The 22,251-nt window shown below is 66.9% G+C and carries 19 protein-coding genes; 11 read left to right on the top strand and 8 right to left on the bottom strand.

What is annotated here, in order from left to right; all coding sequences use genetic code 11:
- Positions 1-50 precede the first annotated feature (50 nt).
- Positions 51-1,199, top strand: a complete 1,149-nt coding sequence (locus CEK66_RS05985; protein WP_226978508.1) for an RNase LS family HEPN domain-containing protein — start codon at positions 51-53, stop codon at positions 1,197-1,199.
- The gene (locus CEK66_RS05980; RefSeq protein ID WP_152236269.1) at positions 1,178-1,540 is read left to right on the top strand and encodes a type II toxin-antitoxin system RnlB family antitoxin; all 363 of its coding nucleotides are present in this window, start codon (positions 1,178-1,180) and stop codon (positions 1,538-1,540) included. The genes CEK66_RS05985 and CEK66_RS05980 overlap by 22 nt, the downstream gene beginning before the upstream one ends.
- A gap of 82 nt (positions 1,541-1,622) precedes the next feature.
- On the opposite strand, the gene CEK66_RS05975 is transcribed toward CEK66_RS05980, so the two are convergent.
- Entirely contained in the window at positions 1,623-2,039 is a 417-nt protein-coding gene (locus CEK66_RS05975; protein ID WP_152236268.1) for a hypothetical protein, read from the bottom strand.
- A gap of 179 nt (positions 2,040-2,218) precedes the next feature.
- On the opposite strand from CEK66_RS05975, the gene CEK66_RS05970 reads away from it, so the two are divergent.
- Entirely contained in the window at positions 2,219-3,748 is a 1,530-nt protein-coding gene (locus tag CEK66_RS05970; protein WP_152236267.1) for a MobA/MobL family protein, read from the top strand.
- A gap of 832 nt (positions 3,749-4,580) precedes the next feature.
- On the opposite strand, the gene CEK66_RS05960 is transcribed toward CEK66_RS05970, so the two are convergent.
- Complete coding sequence (locus CEK66_RS05960) at positions 4,581-5,540, bottom strand: AraC family transcriptional regulator (RefSeq protein WP_226978507.1); 960 nt, start codon at positions 5,538-5,540, stop codon at positions 4,581-4,583.
- Between the two features lie 75 nt (positions 5,541-5,615).
- On the opposite strand from CEK66_RS05960, the gene CEK66_RS05955 reads away from it, so the two are divergent.
- The 5 genes from CEK66_RS05955 to CEK66_RS05935 all read left to right on the top strand — a co-directional run bounded on the left by CEK66_RS05955 (position 5,616) and on the right by CEK66_RS05935 (position 9,565).
- Positions 5,616-6,329 carry a DUF2306 domain-containing protein gene (locus CEK66_RS05955; protein ID WP_198527637.1) on the top strand — a complete coding sequence of 238 codons (714 nt, stop codon included), beginning with the start codon at positions 5,616-5,618 and terminating at the stop codon, positions 6,327-6,329.
- 220 nt (positions 6,330-6,549) lie between these two features.
- Positions 6,550-7,113, top strand: coding sequence for a hypothetical protein (locus CEK66_RS05950; protein WP_152236266.1), 564 nt, complete (start codon positions 6,550-6,552; stop codon positions 7,111-7,113).
- Positions 7,110-7,688, top strand: coding sequence for a hypothetical protein (locus CEK66_RS05945; RefSeq protein WP_152236265.1), 579 nt, complete (start codon positions 7,110-7,112; stop codon positions 7,686-7,688). Before CEK66_RS05950 ends, CEK66_RS05945 begins: the two co-directional genes overlap by 4 nt.
- Positions 7,675-8,268, top strand: a complete 594-nt coding sequence (locus tag CEK66_RS05940) for a hypothetical protein (protein ID WP_226978506.1) — start codon at positions 7,675-7,677, stop codon at positions 8,266-8,268. The genes CEK66_RS05945 and CEK66_RS05940 overlap by 14 nt, the downstream gene beginning before the upstream one ends.
- Positions 8,261-9,565, top strand: coding sequence for a hypothetical protein (locus tag CEK66_RS05935; RefSeq protein WP_152236264.1), 1,305 nt, complete (start codon positions 8,261-8,263; stop codon positions 9,563-9,565). The genes CEK66_RS05940 and CEK66_RS05935 overlap by 8 nt, the downstream gene beginning before the upstream one ends.
- Before the next feature lie 68 nt (positions 9,566-9,633).
- Here CEK66_RS05935 and CEK66_RS05930 read toward each other — a convergent pair whose 3' ends face one another.
- From CEK66_RS05930 to CEK66_RS05920, 3 genes are all read right to left on the bottom strand, one after another.
- Positions 9,634-10,371 (bottom strand): BPL-N domain-containing protein, encoded by a 738-nt coding sequence (locus tag CEK66_RS05930; protein ID WP_226978505.1) that lies wholly within the window; start codon positions 10,369-10,371, stop codon positions 9,634-9,636.
- A 41-nt stretch (positions 10,372-10,412) separates the two neighbouring features.
- A complete protein-coding gene (locus CEK66_RS05925; RefSeq protein WP_226978504.1) occupies positions 10,413-10,817 on the bottom strand; it encodes a hypothetical protein in 405 nt (134 codons plus the stop codon).
- Between the two features lie 200 nt (positions 10,818-11,017).
- Complete coding sequence (locus CEK66_RS05920) at positions 11,018-11,596, bottom strand: DUF3617 domain-containing protein (protein ID WP_226978503.1); 579 nt, start codon at positions 11,594-11,596, stop codon at positions 11,018-11,020.
- A gap of 347 nt (positions 11,597-11,943) precedes the next feature.
- Between CEK66_RS05920 and CEK66_RS05915 the strand changes: the two genes are divergently transcribed.
- Complete coding sequence (locus CEK66_RS05915) at positions 11,944-13,131, top strand: DUF2252 family protein (RefSeq protein ID WP_152236263.1); 1,188 nt, start codon at positions 11,944-11,946, stop codon at positions 13,129-13,131.
- A 27-nt stretch (positions 13,132-13,158) separates the two neighbouring features.
- Here the strand turns inward: CEK66_RS05915 and CEK66_RS05910 are convergent, their stop codons facing one another.
- Positions 13,159-13,620, bottom strand: coding sequence for a GNAT family N-acetyltransferase (locus CEK66_RS05910; RefSeq protein ID WP_152236262.1), 462 nt, complete (start codon positions 13,618-13,620; stop codon positions 13,159-13,161).
- A gap of 460 nt (positions 13,621-14,080) precedes the next feature.
- Between CEK66_RS05910 and CEK66_RS05905 the strand changes: the two genes are divergently transcribed.
- Entirely contained in the window at positions 14,081-14,728 is a 648-nt protein-coding gene (locus CEK66_RS05905; RefSeq protein ID WP_026143418.1) for a response regulator, read from the top strand.
- A gap of 597 nt (positions 14,729-15,325) precedes the next feature.
- On the opposite strand, the gene CEK66_RS05900 is transcribed toward CEK66_RS05905, so the two are convergent.
- Positions 15,326-18,865 carry an Rne/Rng family ribonuclease gene (locus CEK66_RS05900; protein WP_152236261.1) on the bottom strand — a complete coding sequence of 1,180 codons (3,540 nt, stop codon included), beginning with the start codon at positions 18,863-18,865 and terminating at the stop codon, positions 15,326-15,328.
- Positions 18,866-19,259: 394 nt separating this feature from the next.
- Between CEK66_RS05900 and CEK66_RS05895 the strand changes: the two genes are divergently transcribed.
- Positions 19,260-20,249 (top strand): RluA family pseudouridine synthase, encoded by a 990-nt coding sequence (locus CEK66_RS05895; RefSeq protein WP_043090516.1) that lies wholly within the window; start codon positions 19,260-19,262, stop codon positions 20,247-20,249.
- 51 nt (positions 20,250-20,300) lie between these two features.
- Here the strand turns inward: CEK66_RS05895 and CEK66_RS05890 are convergent, their stop codons facing one another.
- Positions 20,301-22,142 carry a DUF3300 domain-containing protein gene (locus tag CEK66_RS05890; protein ID WP_152236260.1) on the bottom strand — a complete coding sequence of 614 codons (1,842 nt, stop codon included), beginning with the start codon at positions 22,140-22,142 and terminating at the stop codon, positions 20,301-20,303.
- Positions 22,143-22,251 lie beyond the last annotated feature (109 nt).

Raw genomic sequence — 22,251 nt, 5'->3', positions numbered from 1 at the left:
TTTGTTAGCTAGTTCATGTCGGATCATCCAGGTCAACGCCGGACGGCGGCTTGTGTTCCTATCCATGCCTCACAGATCTGTTATCATTTAGTGTTAAGGACGATCAGGGGGCGGCAGTGGCGGAGAAGCGGTTCAAGGACATTTTTCTCGATTGCGCGAAAGTGCAATCCGCTCTGGTGGATGCTGGCGCGACTGATTTGGCCGAGCGGGTCGTGAAGGAAGGGCGACTGACTCACCATAGCGGAGAGCTAAATGGGAAGCGTTTCTTGGTCCAGATCTTCGCCAATAACGGCGGAAAGTTCACCATCGGCAACTCGTCGGGGTTTGATGCGGCGACCTTTGAGGTTCTTGGGGATGCCATCAAGGATCGGTGCGGGTATGGTTCTCCTTCCCCTCTCAATGCGAGTCTCCCTCGTTTCGAGGATGAGAAGGTTGCCTTTGTTTTGGATTACCTGCTTGAGCAGGGCGTGGAAATCAACGGCGACGAGACGACAGCCAACTACAGGCTGATTCGTGTGGTTGGCACAAATGGCGAGCGACTGACTTTCAAGCACTACAAGAATGGCACGTTCCACATGCAAGGCGTGCATGGAAAGGTCGCCGGGTGGGCATTGGATGCAGTGCAAACCATGCTTCCTGTGGACAAGATCCTTGCTCACCAAAAGGACATTTACTCTGTCCCTTTGTCGGTCGAGCAGATCAAGCAGAACCTCGAGGTTAAGATTCCTATCGTTCACGATTACCTTCGTGACGCCGTCCGTATCCAGTTTTCATCCTCGCTGGCGCTCACGCAGGTGGGCATTGCCCTGGAAGATTATTCTGCGGTCGCCTACCCCGCGTTGCGAGGACTTGAGGGCTACTGCTTCCAGCTTCTGGGCGAAGAGGGCGGTATCGCGCTAAATGTTAGGGAAAAGCTAGGTGATTATTTTGATTTGGAAGCACCCACGCCGAGAGTCCTGTCTACCTATCAGGCGACCTGCTCACTAGAAGTTCAGCAGACTCTTGTCGAAGGTTACCAGCTGTGGCATAACCTTCGGCACCGTCTCTTCCACATGGACGGCAACGTGGACACCACGCGAATGCTAAAGACGCGTGAAGAGGCGGTCGCCATTGTGAATGAGGTGTTTTCGCTTGTAGAGAGTGGCCATCAACGAATCAGCCGTTCAAAAGGCAAGGTATGCGAAAGTTTGTCGTCATAAGTTCTTCATCGGAAGCCTTCTCGGTCGTCGTCATGGCGACAGGGCAGAGCTTGCCGCAGGAGAACTTGGAAGACGTGGCTGAAGAGCTGCGGCGACGCCAAGTATTTGGCAATGTCGTATTCGATCTTCTGGCGTCGAACGGCTCTCGCCACTGCCGTTTTTACGAAGCCGACTTTGATGGCTACGCCTTCGATAGCCGCGCTCGATTCAAGGCAGTGCAGCCGGATCCGTGTGTCCGCGAAGCAACGGCGCAATACCTTAAAGGTCACATGGATGAGTTCGACCTCTCCATGCTGACCCCTGCGATGCAGTTCGCCGCCAAGCGCGGCGTGGCCCTATAAAAAGGCTTTTGAACGTCTAGGGAGCCCGGCAGCGCCAGCCTAGTCAGTTGGCGTTGAGTTGGAGTCGCAGTCCTTAAGCTCGTTAGTCGGAGATCCCTGGGAGGTTTGTAACGAACATCTTCTTCTTCGGGGAAATCTTCGGCGTTTGTGACATCCCGGCTAAGGCAGATCCTATCTTGCGCCTTGTATTCTTGTTTTCGCGGCGAGTAAGTATTTCTCGACACGCCTTGCCGGTTTCCCTTGCGCTATCTGTGGTGATGTTGTAATCCCCATTTTTTCCTTGTTGGATTCCGCTGGTCGGATCTGGTTCCCCAAGTTCATTTGCGGCATCTTGAATGGAACGTATGGATGGGAGTGATCGAAGATCCGGTTCCATTTTGCGATCAGGATCCTTTGAGTCGAACGGGTCGCCTGCTTCAGCGGCGCGCGTAATCACTTCAATGGCTGCCGCTTTTTTGTCATCTTCTGCTTCTTTGTCATCAGTCGGTTTGTCGCTCATCCTTAGCTTTCCGATTTCTTAGATTGGTGGACAGTATGGAGGATGAAAGGCAAGAGCGCACTTAGGCAATGTTTCACATTGCGTGCGCCAAGGGCTTCGCCCCTGGGACCCCAAGCCTCTGCGAGGCTTGCCAACGGCAAAAGCTGGTCCATAAAGAACCTGTTTTCACAGGAGTCTTTATGGCCATCTTCCACACATCAGTCAAAACCTTCAGCCGAGGCAAAGGCCAGTCCGCAGTCGCCGCAGCCGCTTATCGGGGCGGTCTGCTGCTGTCCGATTTCGCTACTGGCCAACAGCACGACTACCGCCGCAGAAGCGGCGTTGTCGAAACCTTCTGCCTCGCGCCTCCAGATGCCCCGGATTGGGCTCTGGTGCCCGGCGAGCTCTGGGCCGTCGCGGAGGCCGCCGAGCGCCGGAAGGACGCCACAGTGGCGCGGGAGTTCGAACTGTCGTTGCCCCACGAGCTATCGGACGAACAGCGGGCCCATCTTGCATTCGCCATTGCCGAGGCATTGGTCGACCGATACCAGTTTGCCGTCCAGGCGAGCATCCATTGCCCCGGAACAGCGGATGGGCTCAACCACCACGTGCATCTGCTTGCCAGCACTCGGCGCATTGGGCCAGAAGGATTTGGGGAGAAGACCAGGGAGTTGGACGGCGGTCCATCCGGAAAGGTCCAAGTCCAGTGGGTCCGGGAGATGGTCGCGGAAACGACCAACGCACACCTTGAAGCAGCTGGCCTGACGGTCACGATCGACCACCGCAGCTTGGCAGAGCAGGCTCGGGCGGCGTCGGACCGGGGTGACGAGCTCCAGGCGATGGCATTGTCTCGAGAACCCACCAAGCACTTGGGCAAGGCGGCCACCGCGCTGTCCCGAAAGGGCATGGACAGCCGGCTGGTGGCAGAGAACGACGCCATTGAGGTCGGCAACGCCGAACATCTGGACCATCTCACTATCCAGGCGGGGCGCGAGGGCAGGGCCGTCCCCATGTCGGCGTCGGTCGGTCATGACCTAGGTGGCCGACCGCCCTCCATGCAAGGCTTGGCTCGTGGATTGGAGATTCGAGGCGTGTCCGGGATGCGGCTCCCTCAGGTCCTGGGCCGCCACCACGAAGTAACCGAAGGCCAGCGCCCCGTCAGCCTCGCCGAGCGCTTGGCTCAGGCCCTGCGCGACCTTCAGGACATCGCGCGAGCTAGGGCGGACCTGTCGACCCAGCGCATCCACGCCGGGCTTCAGTGGGCCCACGCCGAACTGGCAAAGACTGGGGAGACGGTCCCCTTGCGGCAGTGGATCACCAAAGCGGTTCTTCAGGTCCGGGCATTGCGAGCGGCGATCCTGGGGCGTGCCTTGCGATTGGTGTCGCTGGGCAGGGCTGAACGCCTACATCACCTAGCTCAGCACGAATGGGAGCGCTTCAACACCGACTACCCCATGGGAACCAACGGCTATTCGCGGCCCGAATGGACCCAGCGGCGTGAGCGCCGTCTGGCGGCCCTTGAGCAGCGGACAACGGAGCTAGAGAAGGCGCGTTTGCGCGGGTCGGCTGAGGCGCTGGCAGAGGTGGATGCGGACATCCTCCGCAAGGCGGTCGAGCTGGAGGGCTTGCCTTCGCCGTCACAGTTCGTTCTTGAGCGCCAGGCCATTCCGCCGGCTGCTGCGGACGGCCCTGTGCCCGTTTTGAAGCCGCGGCCGCCAACCCTCCATTGAATGAACGAGCCCCGCATCTGCGGGGCTTTGTCTTTCAGTGGATCGCCGGTCCAGAGGGCTTTCGAGGGGAGGGAGCCGGGTCCAGCCCGCGTGCCTTGCGCCATTCCTCTTGCGATGGAAACGTCGGCGGCACCTGATCCCGACTCACGGTCGCAGCCCGTGGCGCGGGTCGCATTCCAGGGCTGGGCATATAGGTCTGATGCGCTTGCCCGGCAGGGGACGCGGCAAATCGGCGTATCAGCGCGGCCGCCACATCGAGGGCATGTTGGATATCAACTTCGCGCTGGGCGACATCTCGGGTTTCGCTCTGAGCCATCAGGGCAGGAAGAAGGCGGCTGGCGATGCGAAGTTCTACGTTGGCGGGCATTGGATCTCTGAAGCTCCGAGTAAGGGTCTTCACATCGAAGCACTTCGTCCCAGATTGGCAAGAGACGGAATCTGCGCTGGTTCACAGATCTGGAAGTTGAGTTTCAATGCCTAGGAATCCAAGCGGCGCGCGGGGGCCAAGAAGGTTGGGTGTTGTCGGCCTGTTATAGGTGTCCGTCCCGCCAGCCGTGTCGGCCGGGAGGCCGTTATGTGCTGGGCATGTGCGAGTCCTGGCAATCGGGCTGAGCAAGCGGCTATGATCGAGGAAACATTGAAAGGAAACCTGCCCAGCAGGCTTTCTGCAACGGTTTGAAGGGGTTGGGTCGAAGGTGATCCGATCCCACTCTCTCCGCCACACTGGCGGTCAAGGCGTGATGGCGTTTGCGGAGTCCAAGGGTGGGACGCCTGCGTTGATCTAGGGCGGTGGGACCTAAGCAGTGTTTGCGTCCTTAAGACACCCACAGCGTCAGAACTTGGCCGCTATTGATTGCGCGCGATACTGGCTGGGCGATGCATCGAAGTTGCGTTTGAATGCAACCGCGAACGCGCTTTCAGACGAGTAACCGACAGACATCCCGATCGCACCGACCGACAGCGTCGACGTCAGCAGACGATGAGACGCCAGGGCCATGCGCCACCGGGTCAGATAATCCATCGGCGTCTCGCCGGTGACGCGCTCGAAATGTGCGGCGAAGCTGGAGCGCGACATCCGTGCGGCGGCGGCCAATTCTGCGACCGTCCACCGATGGCTGACGTTCGCGTGCATGGCCGTCAGGGCACGATGCAGTGCGGGCACGCCGAGCGCGGCCAGCCATCCCATCTGCTGCTGGCCTGTCTCGAGATGGGCGCGCAAGGCCTCGATCAAGAGCGCCTGCGCAAGGTGTCCAGCGAGCAGATCGCTGCCTGGCCGAGGTTCGCGCAGTTCGACGATGAGGCGCCGTACGCTGGCTTGAAGCGCCGCCTTGTGATCTTGAGACCGGATGTGGACCACCGGCGGTACCGCTGAAAGGATGGCCGCAGCATGTTGGCCGCGCAACGAAAAGAAACCCCCGATGCCTCGACACACCCCGCCGCCATTGAGTTCAGCGACGTGGCCAGGCGGCACCTGTGTCAGGAACGAGATGGCGTCCTGCCACGTCACGGGGGCGCCCGCATACAGCTGCATGGCGGCTCCTCCTTGCACAAGAATCACATCACCCGGTTCCAAGGCGATATGAGAGCGGGCGTCCTGCAGCACGATCCTGCATTCCCCCGAATCGATGGCAAAGCATCGGATGCCGTCGGCTGGTGGGAAACGCAGTCCCCAGTCGCTTCCAGCGTCCAACCCGCGAAATCCATACGAGTCGAGCTGAACGAGGGTGAGGATGTCGGAAAGCGGGTCGGTCATGTCTGGACGATAGCGACAGATGTTTCGACGATCGAACATGGGCTCGGCTGCCCGGCACCGATAGTGTTGCACTTGAAGGGCGCGGCGGACATGCCGCGGCTTGAAGTCCGGCCCATGGCCGCATTTGTCACTCCAGGGGGCAGCATGATGCATTCGGCGTATCGGTCGCAGGCAAGCACGACAGCGAAATCCAGACGGTCGGGCTATGCATGGGGCGTGCTCGCTGTATTGAGCGGCACGGTCGCCCTGCTGTCCTATCGCTATCTGTTCGACCGAGGTCCGGTGCCACCTGGGGTCGCAGCCAACCGGCACGTGCATCCCTGGTTGATCGTGCACGCGACCAGCGCCGCGACGGCGCTGCTCTGTGGGCCCCTCCAGTTCGTTCGCCGGCTTCGTCTGCGTCACCCAGGGTGGCATCGGGCGACCGGACGCGTGTATGTCGCGGGTTGCATGGTCGGAGGCCTCTCCGCCGTGTTTCTTGCTGCCGGGATATCCACCGGGCCTGTCGCTGGCGCGGGATTCGGTGCGCTTGGAATCGCGTGGATGGCGACAACGGCCATCGCGCTGCGTAAGGTTCTGACAGGTCGGCTGGCTGAGCATCGGCGCTGGATGATGCGCTCGTTCGCCTTGACCCTGTCTGCGGTAACGCTGCGTCTTTACCTGCCTTTCTCGACGTTTGTCTTGGGCATCGAATTTGTCGTGGCCTATCGGGCGATTGCCTGGTTATGCTGGCTACCGAATCTTCTGGTGGCCGAGTGGCTGATGAAAGCGCACCCATCGGCCCTCGGGCGAGATGACGTTAGCCCCGATTTCAAGCGCTCAGAATAGGCACCCGCGTCGTGGGATCCGCGATAAGCGCCTTGTCTCTCGCTTGGAGCATTTGCAAGGTGGTCTGGAAGTAGGATCCACAGTGCGGACGGTATAATGTTTCTCTTCATTCAGTTGCGGGTTGCACGTCTTCGCAACCCGGTGCTACCGTCCGGCCGAGCTTCCAAAAGGGTCACCCGGTTTGGTGAGCAAAGCATCTCTAGGACAGTGGCGGACACGGATGCTGGCCGGGATCGGTGGCATCGCCGCGATCGTGGTGGGGTGGGGCATCGGGTTGTTCGAGGCCAAGGACGTGCCGGTGCCGCCCGCGCTGCAGTCTGGGAAGGACGTGGCCGCTGGCGAGTGGTCGCTGCGCTTCGACCACGTGGAGACCAGCGACCGGTTACCGGATGGCGAGGTGGTGTCGCGCGACGGTCGCAAGGCGATCGTGTTGTATCTGCAGGCCACCAATCGCACCACGCAGACCAGCGGATCGCTGGTGCAGGCGGTGGCGTTGAAGGCGCCGCCGCGCGGCGCAGATGTACGCCCGACCGCCTATCTCGTGCGCGATCGCGCGGCGACTACCGAGTTGCAACCGGGCCTGCCGGAACAGATTGCCCTGGTCTGGACCTATCAGGCGACGGAACAGGTGGCTGGGCGCGTGCGCTTCGACATCACCGCCAGGACCTTCAGGGCCTTCGACAATCTCTACGCGCAGCCGATATGGACCGATCCGCATCCGGTCGGCGTCGTGGAGTTGCCGCTTGGCGCAGCGCGTGCCGGCGCACAGGCGGGTGAACCGTGAAGCGGCTGGCCGCCATCGCGGTCCTGCTGCTCGGCTTCGTGCTGCTTGCCGGGATGCGCTGGACGATGCCGCGCTACGAACGCATCACCGGTCCGATCGCGGTGTCCGGAGCGCCGGGCAGTTGGGTGCAGACCGACAATCTGGCCGTGAATGCCGGCACGCCGCAGCTCGCGCATACGATCCGCTTCAAGGCGGCGGGCGCGCTGCAGCAGCGCGACAGCGGCGGCGTGTGGCTGGTGGTGCCGGTGCGGTCGAAGGTCGCGCGCGCGACCGCGCGCGTGTACGGCCGGGTCTGGGCAACGCCTGATGGCCGCCGCTACCGCGCCAGCGGCCGCGCGGAGATGGGCGATGCGGTGCTGTCGTCGATCAAGACCCTGCAGCCCGGCTTGGAGCGCAAGGACGTGCTGGTGTTCGAACTGCCGACCGCGCTCGCCAGGGCCGGCGGCACGCTGCTGCTGTCGGAGGACCGCGACCCGCAGTTGACTGCCGAGGCGCAGGTGCGCTATCCGCCGCTCCCGCCCGCAACGGCGGTCACCGATGTGCTCGATCTGGATGCGTTGCATGCACGCCTCTGACCGCGACGTGACCCCGGCCGTTTCCGAGCGGCGCATGCGCTGGCTCGCACTGGCGGCATTGGTGGTGCTGGTGCCGTGCACGATGGCCGCGACCGGCTGGCGCGACCTGCGGGAACTGCTGCATGCGCGCGAATGGCGGCCGGTGGATGTGGCGATGGCGCAGACCGTGGACTACGACGGTGCCGCCGTTCGCCTCGCGTCGGTCGACGTGCTGCCGTTCGAGGCGGGGCTGCCCGCCGATCGCACCTTCGTGCGCACGCGTCTGGCGCTGCTGCCGGGCGCCGCCGGTGCGCAGTGGAACGATTGCACGCTCAAACTGATCGACAGCACTGGCCGATCCTGGTCCGCGATCGATACCGTGCCGGACCTGTTGCAGCGTGCCCTGGCCAAGCCTGGCGAGTCGCCCGGCGTGGCCTGCGATGGACTGGCGGTGTCCGCGGCCAAGCCGGGCGTGCCGTTGGCGATCGACGGCTACTACCTGGTGCCGCGTGCGGTGGCTGCGCAGCTGCACCTCACCATGAGCACGCGCGGCGGTCGCCCACATTACCTCCGTTTCGCGCGGGGGCAAGGCCATGACTGAGTTGGCGCTGCGCGGCGGGCCGCTGGGACTGATCGGCGACACGCTGCGGCTGTGGTGCCGCTACCTGCCGCAACTGCTGGCCGTGGCGTTGGCCGGCGTGTTGCTCAACGAACTGCTGCTGCAGGCCGCGGTGTGGATCGGCTACCAGAATCGGCTCGCCGGTCTGTTGTCGCTGACGCTGGTGGTACTGGTCAAGCTGGTGATCTTCGTGCTGCTGTTCGAAACGCTGCGCCCGGCCTTGCCGGGGATCGCCAGTGCGGCGCTGGCCGACCAGGCCGACGCGACGACAGCGCAGGACGAGGGCAGGGCGCGCTGGCGTCGCCTGTCGGCGATCGTCTCGCAGGCGCTGGTGCCGTTCTTCGCCTATTACGCCGCCTGGGGGTTTCTCGGCGAGACCATCCGCGCCTACGGACGCGAGGGCTTGGGGCAGTTCAATCCGTTCGACCCGACCTACCGCGGGTCGCTGTTCGAGGTGTCGGGCGGCTGGTGGCTGGCGGCGTCGGTGGCGTTGCTGTGGCTGATCCGGCGCGGCGCGAAAAAACAGAAGCAGCGCAGCGCGCATCCGGCGTGGAACGTGCTGATCGTGCTGTGCGAGGCCGGCTGGACCTTCGTCGGCATGTACGTGCTCACCGAATGGAAGGGCGGGGTGTTCCGCTGGCTGGCGCATCTGCGCATCGCCGATCTCGGCCAGCAACTGTGGCAGGGCATCAGCCATCCCATCGGTGTCGCGCATGCCGCGTTGCCGGGCGCGGTGGAGCAGGCGCCGCCGGGCGTGGCGGACACGCTGGTGGTGATCTTCTTCTCGGCCTTGTTGCCGGTGGTCTGGCTGGCGTTGGCCGCGCTGATCTACCGCTACGACGTGCACAACGCCGAATGGAATGCGCCCGGCAAGTGGTCGAGCAAGGTCGACGGCACGCTGGGGCTGTGGCGGAAGCTGCCAACGTGGTTGCGCGACTTCATCGGCCATTTCTGGGCGGGCACCGTTTCGCGTTATCGCGCTGCGGCCAACAGCGTGCAGTTGGCCGGCGCCACCGGGCTGGCGGCCCTGGTCACCTTGATCGTGCTGTATCGCGCCCTGGACTGGGCCTCGGCCTGGGCCTGGATGGGACTGACCCGGTTGATCGGCCCGCACCCGCAGGTGGTGTGGCAGACGATCGCCAATCAGCTGTCGGTGGTGCTGGGCACGCCTAGCGACCCGGGCGACGGCCTCCTGCCGCAGACGCTGAAGATCTGCCTGCTCGCGGCGACGCTCGAGCGGGCCTTCCGTGCCGGTCGGAGCTGGCGGGCGTTGAAGTAGCCCGCGCCGCCCGAGCCATCCGCATCGGGCGGTGACGCGTCAGCCGACGGCGGTCGGCACCGATGGACTCAGGGCTGCGACGCCGGCAGGGCGAACTCGTCGAACAGCGCCTGCAGGACCGGCGTCCTGGGCATCCTGTCCAGCGGGATCTCGGCCTGTTCGAACCAGCTCCGGTCCGCCTCGGGATGCGGACCGCTGAGCACGACGGTGCCGCGGCCGAAGCCGTAGCGCGCCGCGGCCACATCGCCATTGGCGTAGGTGGCGAGCGCGCGGAAGCCACCCTGGGTGCTCTTCGGGAAGTAGGGGCCGTCCTGGAAGAACACGCTGTCGGGGCGGCCCTTCCAGCGAACCGCGACGGCCTCCTCATCGATGGTGGTGACGGGGAAGCCGGGTCGGCCGACCTCGCCATCGAGATCGTCGCCGATCAGGCCCATGTTGGTGTCATCGGCAAGATAGGCGCCCATGCACAGGTCCAGATAGCCGCCGCCCTGCGCGACGAAGTCGCGGATGGCGGCGATCCGGCGCTCGCCCATCGCCTGCAGCGCGGCCGGAATGTCCTGCCCGCCGCCCGGTTGCACATAGATCGCATAGCCGCGCAGGGTGGCGGGCGTGACGTCTTGCGCCTCCTTCGGGCCGATGATGTCGACCTTGTACTGCGGACTCAGTGCCTCGATCGCTTCCTTGGCGGTTTCTGAGCAATCGTCGCAGCCGGCTGCGCCGCGATAGACCGCGACACGGATCGTGGGTTGCGCGTTCGCCGCGGACACGCAGGCGAACGCAAGGCAGCACAGCGCCGCCAGTCGCAATGGAAGTTTCATGGTCGGCGCTCGTGGCGCAAGTCGAAGATTCAGTGTTTGTGCGAATGCGGCGATGCGACCAGTCGGTAGTCGCCGTCGCCGATCGACGGCCCGATCTTGCAATCGGTGAGGCGAACCGCCTCCTTGCCGGCCACCTTGCGCGGCAGGCAACTGCCGCCATGCGTGCAGAACGCGCCGCCCGACGGCGTGTCGCGCGCGATGTCCACCGGCAAGGTCTGGCCCTTGTTCCAGGTGTTCTGCATGTCGTCCTTCACCGTGGCAAGCATCATCGCGTGACAGTCCGGCGCCGGCGTGCGTGCGCTCGCCAGGGCGGGTACTGCGGCCAGCGCGATGATCGTGGCCAGAAGGGTGTTGCGCATGGGTGTCTCCTGTTCGTTGTGGGGCGGCACGGCAAGGACGCAAGGAGCGACGCGGCTGTCGCTGGAGGCGTACATTCGGCCGATCGGCCTGCAACCAGGTATGAACAGGCCAGTGCCTCGCTGCGCAGGCAACTGGTCGGAGGGTGGATCGCGCCGCGGCAAGCGCGGACGCCCGCGCATGAAAAACGCCGCGACGGGTCACCGTCGCGGCGCTTGGAACAGGACTGGGATGCTTCCAAAAGCGACGCTGGGCGTCGGCATCAGGACAGGCGCGCTCAGCCGGCAGCCGGCGCCTTGGTATCGCCGGCCTTGATATCGCCCGGCTGGCACTCGCCCAGGCGCTTGCCGTCCATCTTCATGTGCGTCTTCATCGACATGCCGCCCGGCAGGCCGGTGATCTCGGAATGCGATTCGGAGGCCATCTCGGTGGCGCTGAAGGTGCCGGTGCTGGTGCCGGCGACCTTGATGTCGCCCATCGTGCAATGCATCTTCGCGTCGATCTTTCCATCCTTCATGCTGAAGGAGTCGTACACGCAGTTCTTCTGCATCGGCGAGGCGCTGCCGAAGAGGCTGGTGGGATCGTTGATCTGCTCGGCGGTAAGGCAGACCTTGGCGGTGCTCGGCGGCACCTTCGGCATCTGCGGCATGTTGCCGGAGCCGCCGCTGGTCTCGCTGCTCACTTGCTCGATCCGCATCTCCCATTGGCCGGGCTGCAGCTTGGCCGCCTGCACCTTGGCCACGTCGGCGACCGAGGCGTTGGACATCGCGACGTTTTCGCCGTTCTTGTCGCCGCCCTTGCTGCAGGCGGCGAGCAGCACACATACAGCAACCGTTGCCGGCATGGTCAGACGCATGAACTTCTCCCTAAGTTATGTGAGGTGCGCGGAGCATAGCCGGGGACGTAATTAAGATGACGTCGACGCCGGGCGCTGCCGTTGGCGCGTGCCTGGTCACGCAGGAGGCGGCGGAGAGGCTGGATCCGACCGCCGCAGGCACGCGCGTCGGCGGCAGAAGAAGCAGCAAACCCTATGCAATCGCACGCCGCCACCGCGCCTGCATGCGGTGCGTGGCCGCGCGATCCCCGCGATCACTGCGTATGTTGTCCAGGTGCCTGCCGTGCACGGACCATTCCGTTCGGCTCTGCTAGCGTCTGCGCCGCCGCGCGTGACCCCCACGCCATCCGCTCCAGGTCCGACCTTCGATGCCCAGCCTCGCCGAACGCCCCGTCATCCTCGAACGCAAACGCACGTTGAAGATGGCCCGCTCCGCCCACGCCTATGTCCGCGGCAACACGCTCAAGTTCTACGAATGGCTGGCAGCGTCGCCGGCGGCGCGGCGCGTGCCGATGGGACCGGCGATCTGGATCTGCGGCGACTGCCATCTCGGCAACCTGGGCCCGGTCGCCGACGGCGAGGGGCGCGTCGAGATCCAGATCCGCGACCTCGACCAGGGCGTGATCGGCAATCCTGCGCACGATCTGATCCGCCTGGGCCTGTCGTTGGCCACCGCGGCACGCGGCTCGGACCTGCCCGGCGTCACCACGGCACGGATGATGGAGGCGATGATCGACGGCTATGGCGCCGCCATTGAGGATCCGACCCGCGATCACCCCGGTGCCGAACCCGAGACCGTGCGCAGCATCCGCCGCGAGGCCTTCGGCCGGCGCTGGCGGCATCTGGCCAAGGAACGCCTGCAGGCGGTGGAGCCGCGTATCCCGCTGGGCGAGAAGTTCTGGGCATTGGCGCCGGAAGAGCGCGAGGCGCTGGAGCGGTTGTTTGCCGATCCGGCGGTCGCGCAGATGGTGCTGTCGCTGAAGGGAAAGCCCAAGGATCGCGAGGTGCGCCTGGTCGATGCCGCGTACTGGATGAAGGGCTGCAGTTCGCTCGGCCTGCTGCGCTACGCGGCGATCGTCGGCCTGAAGACCGGCAAGGGCCACTGGTCCTATGCGTTGGTCGATCTGAAGGAGGCGGTCGCCCCGATCGCGCCGGCAGCGCCCGGTGCACGGATGCCGGCGGACAACGCCGAACGCGTGACCGCCGCCGCGCGGGCGTTGTCGCCCTACCTGGGCAGCAGGATGATGCCGGTGCACATGCTGGGCCGCTCGCTGTTCATTCGCGAACTCTCGCCGCGCGACCTGAAACTGGAAGTCGACCAGTTCAATCACGTCGAGGCGGTGCGCTCGGCGCGCTACCTCGCCTTCGTCGTCGGCAAGGCGCATGCGCGGCAGATGAAGCCCAGGACGCGGGCCGCGTGGCTGCAACAGTTGGATGCCGACAGGCGCAAGGCCATCGACACGCCGTCGTGGCTGTGGGAGAGCGTGGTCGCGCTCGCCGGGCATCACGAAGCCGGTTATCTGGAGCACTGCCGCCGCTACGCGTTGGCCGCCTGACGGCGACTTCTTGAGGCGCGATCCGTTTCAGCCGCGCGTGCGGTCCAGGTCCAGCGCCATGTCCCAACGGTCCAGCCCCGCGCCGTAGCCGTTCGCGACCACGCGCTCGACCGTGAAGCCGAAGCGCGCGTAGAACGCCTGGGTGTGCTGGCTGGTGTCCAGTTCGATCCGCGCGACGCCGGCACTGCGGCAGGCGTCGAGCCGGGCCTCGGTCAGTGCGCGGCCCAGGCCCTGGCGGTGCAGGCGGCGGTCGACCATGCCCCAGCCGAAGCTGGCGACGCGGCCGTCGGCGCGCAGCGCGTGGCCGCCGCAGGCCATGACCGCGCCCGCGCGGACGACGACCAGGTAGTGCCAGGCGCCGGTGTCGTGCTGCAGGAAGCGGTCGAAACCGGCGCGTTCGCTGCGATCGAAGAACTGCGGGACGTTGCTGTCGAACAGCGCCAGGCAGGCGGCGCGGTCCTGCATGACGTAGGGACGGATCGTGTTCACTCGGGCAGTGTGTCGCAGGCGGCCAGGCATGTCGTGGCTGCGCCGGGTGTGGAGGTCGCATCGGCCATTTCCGACGCGAGTGTCGGAAAATTTCGCCGGGCCTGTCCGGGATCCGCAGCGGGGTGGTGTCCGGAAGCGGGAAGGGGGAGGGTCAGATAATTCTGACGTGAGATCAGGATTGTCCTGATAACGCTTTTCCCGCCGCACCAGCATACTGGCCTCGGCCTGACGCAGGGACCGTCGCGTGCCTTACGGGGAGAGCGCTGGCAGGTCACTCGACCCTGCGTGCCGAGCCTTGAGTAAGCTCGGCAGGGTTTTGATGACGACACGATGACGTTTCGCGAAGTGCAGATGAGCACTCCGTGAAGCGTCTTCGTTTGTCTACAAATTCGTATTGCCCTGAATAATTCACGCAGATAGTCTGGATGGTGCGGTATCCGCTGCGTTGGGGTTATACGAGATGGCCATCAGGGTTTTTCTGGTCGATGATCACGCTCTTGTCCGTACGGGCATGAAGCTGATCCTGTCGAATCAAACGGATATCGAGATCGTCGGCGAGGCCGACAGTGGCGAAAATGCGCTCCCGCAGATCCGGCAGCTGAAGCCGGACATCGTCCTGTGCGATCTGCACATGCCCGGCGTCAGTGGGCTGGAAGTCACCGAGCGCATCGTCAAGGGCGACCACGGCACCAAGGTCATCATCGTCTCGGTGCTGGAAGACGGTCCGCTGCCCAAGCGCCTGCTGGAGGCAGGTGCCTCCGGCTATGTCGGCAAGGCCGGCGACGCCCAGGAGCTGCTGCGCGCGGTCCGCGACGTGGCGATGGGCAAGCGCTACCTCGGCGCCAACATCGCGCAGAACCTGGCGCTGGCCAATCTGGAAGGCGGCGGTTCCCCATTCGATGCACTGTCGCCGCGCGAGCTGGAAGTGGCCCTGCTGCTGACCCGCGGCCTGCGCCAGGAAGACATCGCCAAGCGCCTGAGCCTCAGCGCCAAGACCGTCAACACGCACAAGGCGCGGCTGTTCGAAAAGGTCGGCATCCAGGACAACATCGCCCTGGCGCGCCTGGCCACGCAATACGGCTTGCTGGATCCGACGCATCCGCTGTAGTCGGCGATTCCTGCCGAGCTGACACGAGAGCGGCCTTCGGGCCGCTTTTGCGTTGTGCTTGCGCCAACATGCGGACCTGCTCGCAGTGGCTCGATTGCGAACCTGCGTCCGTGGGTATCGCCGACGCCCCCGGCACTGGCGCGTGCCGCGGTCGGAATGGCTGGGTTTGGCGAAAGCGGTGGAGTAGGGACTGCGTGCTCTGCGCCGATACATCACTCACGACTGCAGCGAGCGCACAACGACGCGGACGTGCATGTGGTGGTGGGTCTTCAAGACACTTCGGTAGCCTTCCGCGCAGCACGTACTCCACGCATCGCGTGTTTTCGCAGGCGCGGCTTCGGCGCATCGGGAAAGCCCCGTCGCGGCTGAATCCGCTCCTGCGAGGTGATGGTGTAGCTCGTCGAGTCACGGCAAAGCGAGTGTTGCCGTGGCTTTGGAGGGGAAGCCACTGCTGCTGCGCCGAACAGGACGCGCGAAAGACAGTACGCGTGCAGACGATCGTCTTGAGTCGTAGCGATGGAAACGCTTCACGGGCGTCCACCAAAAAAAAGCGGCCCGAAGGCCGCTTCTTTCATGCTGCAACGGCAGGGGCGGGGATCAGCCGCGATCCTTGTGCTCGTCGCTGTCCGCCTTGTCCGCGCCATGCGGCGCAGGCGCTGCGGACTGCGCCGCGGCAGCAGCACGTTCCTTCCGCGCCGCCTCGTCCACAGCCGCGATCTCCGCTTGCGCCGGCGTCGCCGGAGCAGCGACGGACGTTGCGCTGTCGTCGCGTGCCGGCGTGACCGATGCGGCCTCGGTCGACGCTGCGGCCGCTGACTGACCACTGTGCGGAACCGCTGCCGGCGCCTCGGCGAAGGCGTCGAGCAGGGTGGTCTGCACTGGCGCGTAGGCTGGCTTGGCCGGGGCAGCGTCTTCCGCACGCGGTTCCGCGGGAGCGGTGGGCGTGGCGGCCGGCGCTGCGCTCGGCGCGACGGTGGTTGCCGCCGGCGTGGTCACGCCCGCCGGATCCTCGACGGTGGCCGTGGCATCCGCCGCGTCCGGCTCGGCGACCGGCGCCTTGGCGGCGGTGGCAGTCGGTTGCTCGATGGCGGTGGTGACCGCCTGCGGCTGCGGCGCGACGGCCGGCGTTGCGGGTTCGGCCGGTGCCGCGGCGGGCTCGGTGGCGACGGTTTCCTGCGCGACCGGCTTGGTCTCGGCGACTGCGGCCGCCACCGGTGCGGCCGCGACCACGGTGTCGGCGTGGGCCACGGCGGCATCGCTGACGCCCTGGGCTGCAGCGGCCGGCGCGGTCGGCGCAGGCGATGCGGTCACGGCCTCGACGGGGGCGGCCGGCTGCATCGGTGCGGTGGCCGGCGCAGGCACGGGGTCGGCGGTGATCGGCGCGGGGGCCTGGGCAGCGACGTCGGCCGGTGCCGGTGCACCGACAGCAGCCGGACGCTCGCGACGCGGCTCACGCTTCTCCTGCGGCTCGCGCTTTTCCTGCACGGGCGGCTGCGACTTGGCCGGAGCGGCATCGGTGGTGCCGTCGTCGTCGAAGTCGAACTCCGGCTGGCTGCGGCTCGGCGCCGACGCGCTTTCGCCGTCGCTGTCGCCGGCATCCAGGTCGGCATCGTCCAGGCCGGCGGCATCGCCGGCAGCACCGGCTTCGCCATTGCCACGGCGACGGCGGCGGCCACCGCGACGGCCACGACGGCGGCGGCCGCCGGCATCGCCGGTACCGTCCTCGCCCTCGGCGCCTTCGCCGGCGGGCACGGCCTGCGCGGTTTCGGCGGCGTTTTCGCGTTCATCGATGCTCGCTGCTGCCGCGGTCTGCGCCGGCTGCACCGGTGCGGCGGCTGCCGCGTCGACGGCTGCTGCCGGTTCCTGCGACGCGGCGATCGCGCCACCGGCGACCGCGGCGGCGGCCAGGGTAGTGGCGTCCTGCACCGGGGTCGCCGGTGCGGTGGCGACCGGTGCGGCCTGCTGCTTGGCGACGGCCTCCTCCGCACGCGGCTGACGCGGCGGCTTGTCGCCCTGCACGGCGGCCTGCGCCGGCTCTTGCTGCGGCTTCGGCTGGCGCGGCGGGTTCTGCGGCTGCTGCTGCTTCGGCGGCTTGGGCTGCTGCGGCTGCTGCTGTGGCTTGGCCTGCTGCGCGGCCTGCTCGTTGCGCGGCGCCTTGGGCTGCTGGTTCTGCTGCCCGGCCGGCGCGGCGGCGCCGTTGCCGGCGCGGCGCTCGTCGCGGCGCGCGTTGCCGCTGCCGTTGTTGCCGTTGCCACGCGCGGCATTGCCGCCCTGGCCGCCGTTGCGGTTGCCGTCGCGGCGCGCATTGCGGTCGTGACGATCGCCACGGTCGTTGCGGTTGCGGTTGCCGTCCTGCGGGCGCTGGCGCTGGGCCGGCTCGGCCGGGGCCGGGGCCGGGGCCGGGCTGTCGCCGGCGCCGAAGATGCGCTTCAGCCAGCCGACCACGCCGGTGGCCGGCGGTGCGACCGGGGCCGGCGCAACCACGGGCGCCGGTGCCGGTGCGGCCACCGGTTCCTCGACCACTTCGCGCACCGGGGCCGGCTGCGAGTGCTTCACATTGGTCACCGCGGGCGCCGGGATGTTCAGCTGCGCCTTGGTCAGCGCGTGCACCGGCAGCTTGCGCGGGGTGCCGCGCTGGTAGCTGGGCTTGGTGCTTTCCTCGCCCAGCTCGTTCTCGCGCAGGCGGGTCACTTCGTAGTGCGGGGTGTGCAGTTGCTCGTCGGCGACGATCACGATCGGCGCGTCGTGGCGCTTCTCGATCTCGCTGAGCGCGCGGCGCTTCTCGTTGAGCAGGTAGTTGGCGATCTCCACCGGGGCCTGCACCAGCACCTGCCCGGTGTTCTCCTTCATCGCGTGCTCCTCGGCGACGCGGATGATCGACAGCGACAGCGACTCGACGCTGCGCATGCGGCCGTGGCCGTCGCAACGCGGGCAGACGATCTGGCTGGATTCGCCCAGCGACGGACGCAGGCGCTGGCGGCTCATCTCCAGCAGGCCGAAGCGCGAGATGCGGCCGATCTGCACCCGCGCGCGGTCGTACTTGAGCGCGTTCTGCAGGCGGTTCTCGACCTCGCGCTGGTGCTTGTTGGAGGCCATGTCGATGAAGTCGATCACCACCAGGCCGCCGAGGTCGCGCAGGCGCAGCTGGCGCGCGACCTCTTCGGCCGCCTCCAGGTTGGTCTGGAACGCGGTGTCCTCGATGTCGCTGCCCTTGGTGGCGCGCGAGGAGTTGACGTCCACCGCGGTCAGCGCCTCGGTCTGGTCGACCACGATCGAGCCGCCGGACGGCAGGCGCACGCTGCGCTCGTAGGCGGCCTCGATCTGCGACTCGATCTGGAAGCGGTTGAACAGCGGGATGTCGTCGGTGTAGTGCTTGAGCTTGCGCAGGCTCTGCGGCATCACCTGCTGCATGAACTCCTGGGCGTCGCCGTACATCTCGGCGGTGTCGACCAGAATCTCGCCGATGTCGGCGCGCAGGTAGTCGCGCAGGGCGCGGATGATCAGCCGCGATTCCTGGTAGATCAGGAACGGCGCCGGCTTGGCCAGGGCGGCCTCGGCGATCGACTTCCACACCTGCAGCAGGTAGTCCAGGTCCCACTGCAGTTCTTCGGCATCGCGGCCGACGCCGGCGGTGCGGATGATCACGCCCATGTCGTCGGGGATGTTCAGCTTGTCCAGCGCTTCCTTCAGCGCGGCGCGGTCCTCGCCCTCGATCCGGCGCGAGACGCCGCCGGCGCTGGGCGAGTTCGGCATCAGCACCATGTAGCGGCCGGCCAGGGAGATGAACGTGGTCAGGGCCGCGCCCTTGTTGCCGCGCTCTTCCTTGTCCACCTGGACCACGACTTCCTGGCCCTCGCGCAGCAGTTCGCGGATCGTCGCCTTGTTGTGGTCGACGCCGGCCTGGAAGTAATCGCGGGAGATTTCCTTCAGCGGCAGGAAGCCGTGGCGCTCGCCGCCGTATTCGACGAAGGCCGCTTCCAGCGAGGGTTCAAGCCGGGTGATGCGGCCCTTGTAGATGTTGGACTTCTTCTGTTCCTTGGACGGCTGCTCGATGTCGATGTCGTACAGGGTCTGGCCGTCCACGATGGCCACACGCAGTTCTTCTGCCTGCGTGGCGTTGATCAGCATTCGCTTCATTGTTGCGTTCCTCGCGCTGCTACCGCGCGGAACGCCATGGGGTTTCGCTTCTGGTCACGCTTCGTCGCCCATCGCGCAGGCGCGGGGTGGGCGTCTTGGGTTTCCAGCGCTACGACACCACGGCGAGCCGCGGGAGCGCTTCTTGCTTTTAGGTGGTTCAGGACCGGCGGCGACTCCAGCCAGGCTGGGCGCCGCACGGGGCATGTTCAGCGCGGACGCTTGCGGCATCCGGCGATGGCCGGGTAGGCCGGTGAGCCGCTAACATGGCCGCCCCGGGGGCGGTGGTCGCGCACTGTGCCGGAATCGTCGTAAGCCGGGCTTCTGGCCCTCAACTAACTTCCAACGAAATCAAACCCTTATCTCGCCCCCCGAGTGTAACAGAATAAACTGCCTGATGACTTCCCCCCCGATCCCTCCAAAGCCGCGCGATGTCGCGACCAGCGCGGTGCGCATTCTCAAGGTCCCGGAAGACAGGGCCGGACAGCGCGTAGACAATTTCCTGCTCGGCCAGCTCAAGGGCGCGCCGCGCAGCCTGATCTACAAGCTGATGCGCAGCGGCCAGGTGCGGGTCAACGGCGGCCGCACCAAGGCCGAGCGCAAGCTCGAGGCCGGCGACGAGGTGCGCATCCCGCCGGTGCGGCTGACCGAGGAAGGCGAGAAGAGCGCGCCGCCGGACGCGTTCATGGCCCGGCTGGAGGCGGCGATCGTCTACGAGGACGCGCGGCTGCTGGCGCTGAACAAGCCATCCGGCGTCGCCAGCCACGGTGGCAGCGGGATCAGTTTCGGCGCCATCGAGACGCTGCGTGCGCTGCGTCCCAATCAGTCGCTGGAGCTGGTGCACCGGCTCGACCGCGACACTTCCGGGCTGCTGATCGTGGCCAAGAAGCGCTCGGCGCTGACCGAATTGCAGGCGCTGATGCGCGAGGACGACCGGGTCCAGGGCCGCGGCATCAGCAAGCGCTACCTGACCCTGCTGGTCGGGCGCATGCCCGACGGCACCATGAGCGTGGACGCGCCGCTGCACATCGGCCTGCGCCAGGGCGGCGAGCGCCACGTGCAGGTGAACGCGGCCGGCAAGCCGTCGCTGAGCCACTTCCGGGTGCTGGAGCGGCGTGGCGGGCATTCCTATTGCGAGGTGCGGATCGAGACCGGTCGCACCCATCAGATCCGCGTGCACGCCCAGCACCTCGGGCATCCGGTCGCCGGCGACGACAAGTACGGCGATCCGGCGGTCAACAAGCGCCTGCGCGAGCAGATCGGGCTCAAGCGCCTGTTCCTGCATGCCGCCTCGCTGGAATTCAGCCTGGACGACGGCAAGACGCCTTATCTATTGAATGCCCCGCTGGCCGACGAACTGGCCGAAGCGCTGAACCGCCTCGGCTGAGGCGAGGCTCCTGAACCCGGGAGCGGCATCGTGGCCGCCCCCGGATCGTGCTCAGCTTTCGTGGTGGTCGTGGTCGTGATGTCCGTCGTGATGGGCGGGTGCCGGGCGTTGTGCCGGATGCGACTCGGCCGGCCGCGGCTCGGGCATGCGCGGTGGCGGGGAGAAGCGGGCCACGCGCTGCTCCTGGCGTTGTTCCTGACGCTGCTCCTGGCGCGGTTCCGGCATCGGCGCACGCATCGCCTCGCGCGGCATCTGCGGCGCGCGCGCCTCGCGCTCGGGCGCCGGCGCATGCCAGGCCTGCGCGCGCGGGGCTTCGCTCGGCAGTGCCTGGCGCGGCGGCTCCGTGCGTGCCATCTCGCGGGCGAAACCGGACGGCTGCATGCCCGGGTCGCCGCGCCGCGGCGGTTCCGCAAAGCGCGCTTCCGGCATGCCGCGATTGGCGATGGCCTCGCGCGGCGCCTGGCTGGGCGTCAGCGCCTGCGGTACCGTGCGGCCATGGAACTGCGGGACCGGCATCGCCGGAGCCGCGCGCGGCGCGTTCGGCTGGGCCATCGCCACGGTGCGTTGCGGAGCCGCGGCATGCTGGGTGAAACCGGGCAGCAGGCGCTGGTCACGTGCGGCGGCCATGGCCGCTGGCGTGCCCGGAGCCGGCAGGCGCTGCACCGGCGGTGGCATCGCTGCCACCGGGCGGCCGGCCTGCAGCATCTGGCTGGTGAAATGCGGCATGGTCTGCGGCATCGCCGGGGGTTGGGCCCGCGCGGGTCCGAACGCCGCTGCCGGCGCACGCGCCGCCATCGCCGCGGCGGCCATCGCGGCGCCCGCCGGCGCACGCGCGCCAGCGAAGGCCTGCTGCCCGCCCGGACCGCCCATCGGCGCGACCGGCGGCGGCGCACCGCGGTAGTCGTTGTGCACGTAGCTGCGGTTGTCGTAGTGATTGTTGATGATGGTGGTGCGCGGCGCGTACACGCTGTTGCGGTAGACCACGTAGTTGGGCACCGACGGCGGCGCGTTCCAGTTCACTCCCCAGTTGTTCCAGCCCCAGCTGTGCCACGGCGGCGCCGGTTCCAGCCAGCCGAACACGCTGTGGTGGTGGTGTTCGAGCGCGTCGCCGACCAGCACGCCGACGCCGAAGGAAATGATGCCGGCGGTGACCAGGTCGCCGGTGTCGTAGTAGGGGCGCGGCGGGCGATAGCGGTACTCGCGGTAGACGTTGACCGGTGCGCCGTAGACCACGTCGGGGTCGTAACGCGGCACGTAGACCACGTCCGGCTGCGCCGGTTCGATGACGATGGTGCGGGTCGGCGGCGGCACCGCGTCGGCGTAGGCCGGGGCCGGTTCCACCACGGTGCGCTGCACCACCTGCACGCGTTGCTGCGGGGTGCTGCGCAGGTGGCCCTGCGCCTGCGCGCGCTGGCGCATCACCTGCACCGCGTCCAGCACCTGGTTGGGATCGTGGGCATAGGCGTCGCCCAGCGCGCGGGTCCAGTCGCCGTTGCCGGCCAACTGGTCGACCACGTCGGGGAAGGCGGTCAGCGCCTTGACGCTGGGGTCCCAGGGTTGCGCCGCGGCCGCCTGCAGGCGGTCGGTGGCGGACAGGGTACGGTTGTTGCGCAGCCAATCCTGCGCGGACACCACCTGGTCCGGGTACACCGAGGCGGCCAGGGTCTGCGCCAGCAGCTTGTCCGGGAACAGCGCGATCGGCGCGACCAGTTGATAGAGCTGGTCGGCGGTCGGGGCCACATAGGGGGCAGGTGCGGGTGCCGCGGCCGGGGCGGGCGCATCGGCCTGGGCCGCAGGAGTGGGCGTGTCCTGCCGCTGGCAGGCGCCCAGCGCCACCACGCTCAGTGCGGTGAACAGGGCCAGCCTGGCCGGGGGCAGGGGACGGAGATCCATGCGACACCTCATCGAGCGGGGCGAAGGTGGCCGCAGCATGCGCCGCCTTGGGTGTCTGCGACCTTTCTGCGCGGCGCGCTCGCGCAGGCCAGCGAGCGCGCGTTCAGCC

The sequence above is a fragment of the Xanthomonas sp. LMG 12460 genome (assembly GCF_009192895.1).
Taxonomy (GTDB): Bacteria; Pseudomonadota; Gammaproteobacteria; order Xanthomonadales; family Xanthomonadaceae; genus Xanthomonas_A; species Xanthomonas_A sontii.
The sequence above is the reverse complement of the archived record's forward strand: the minus strand, read 5'-3'. Positions and strand labels throughout refer to the sequence as shown.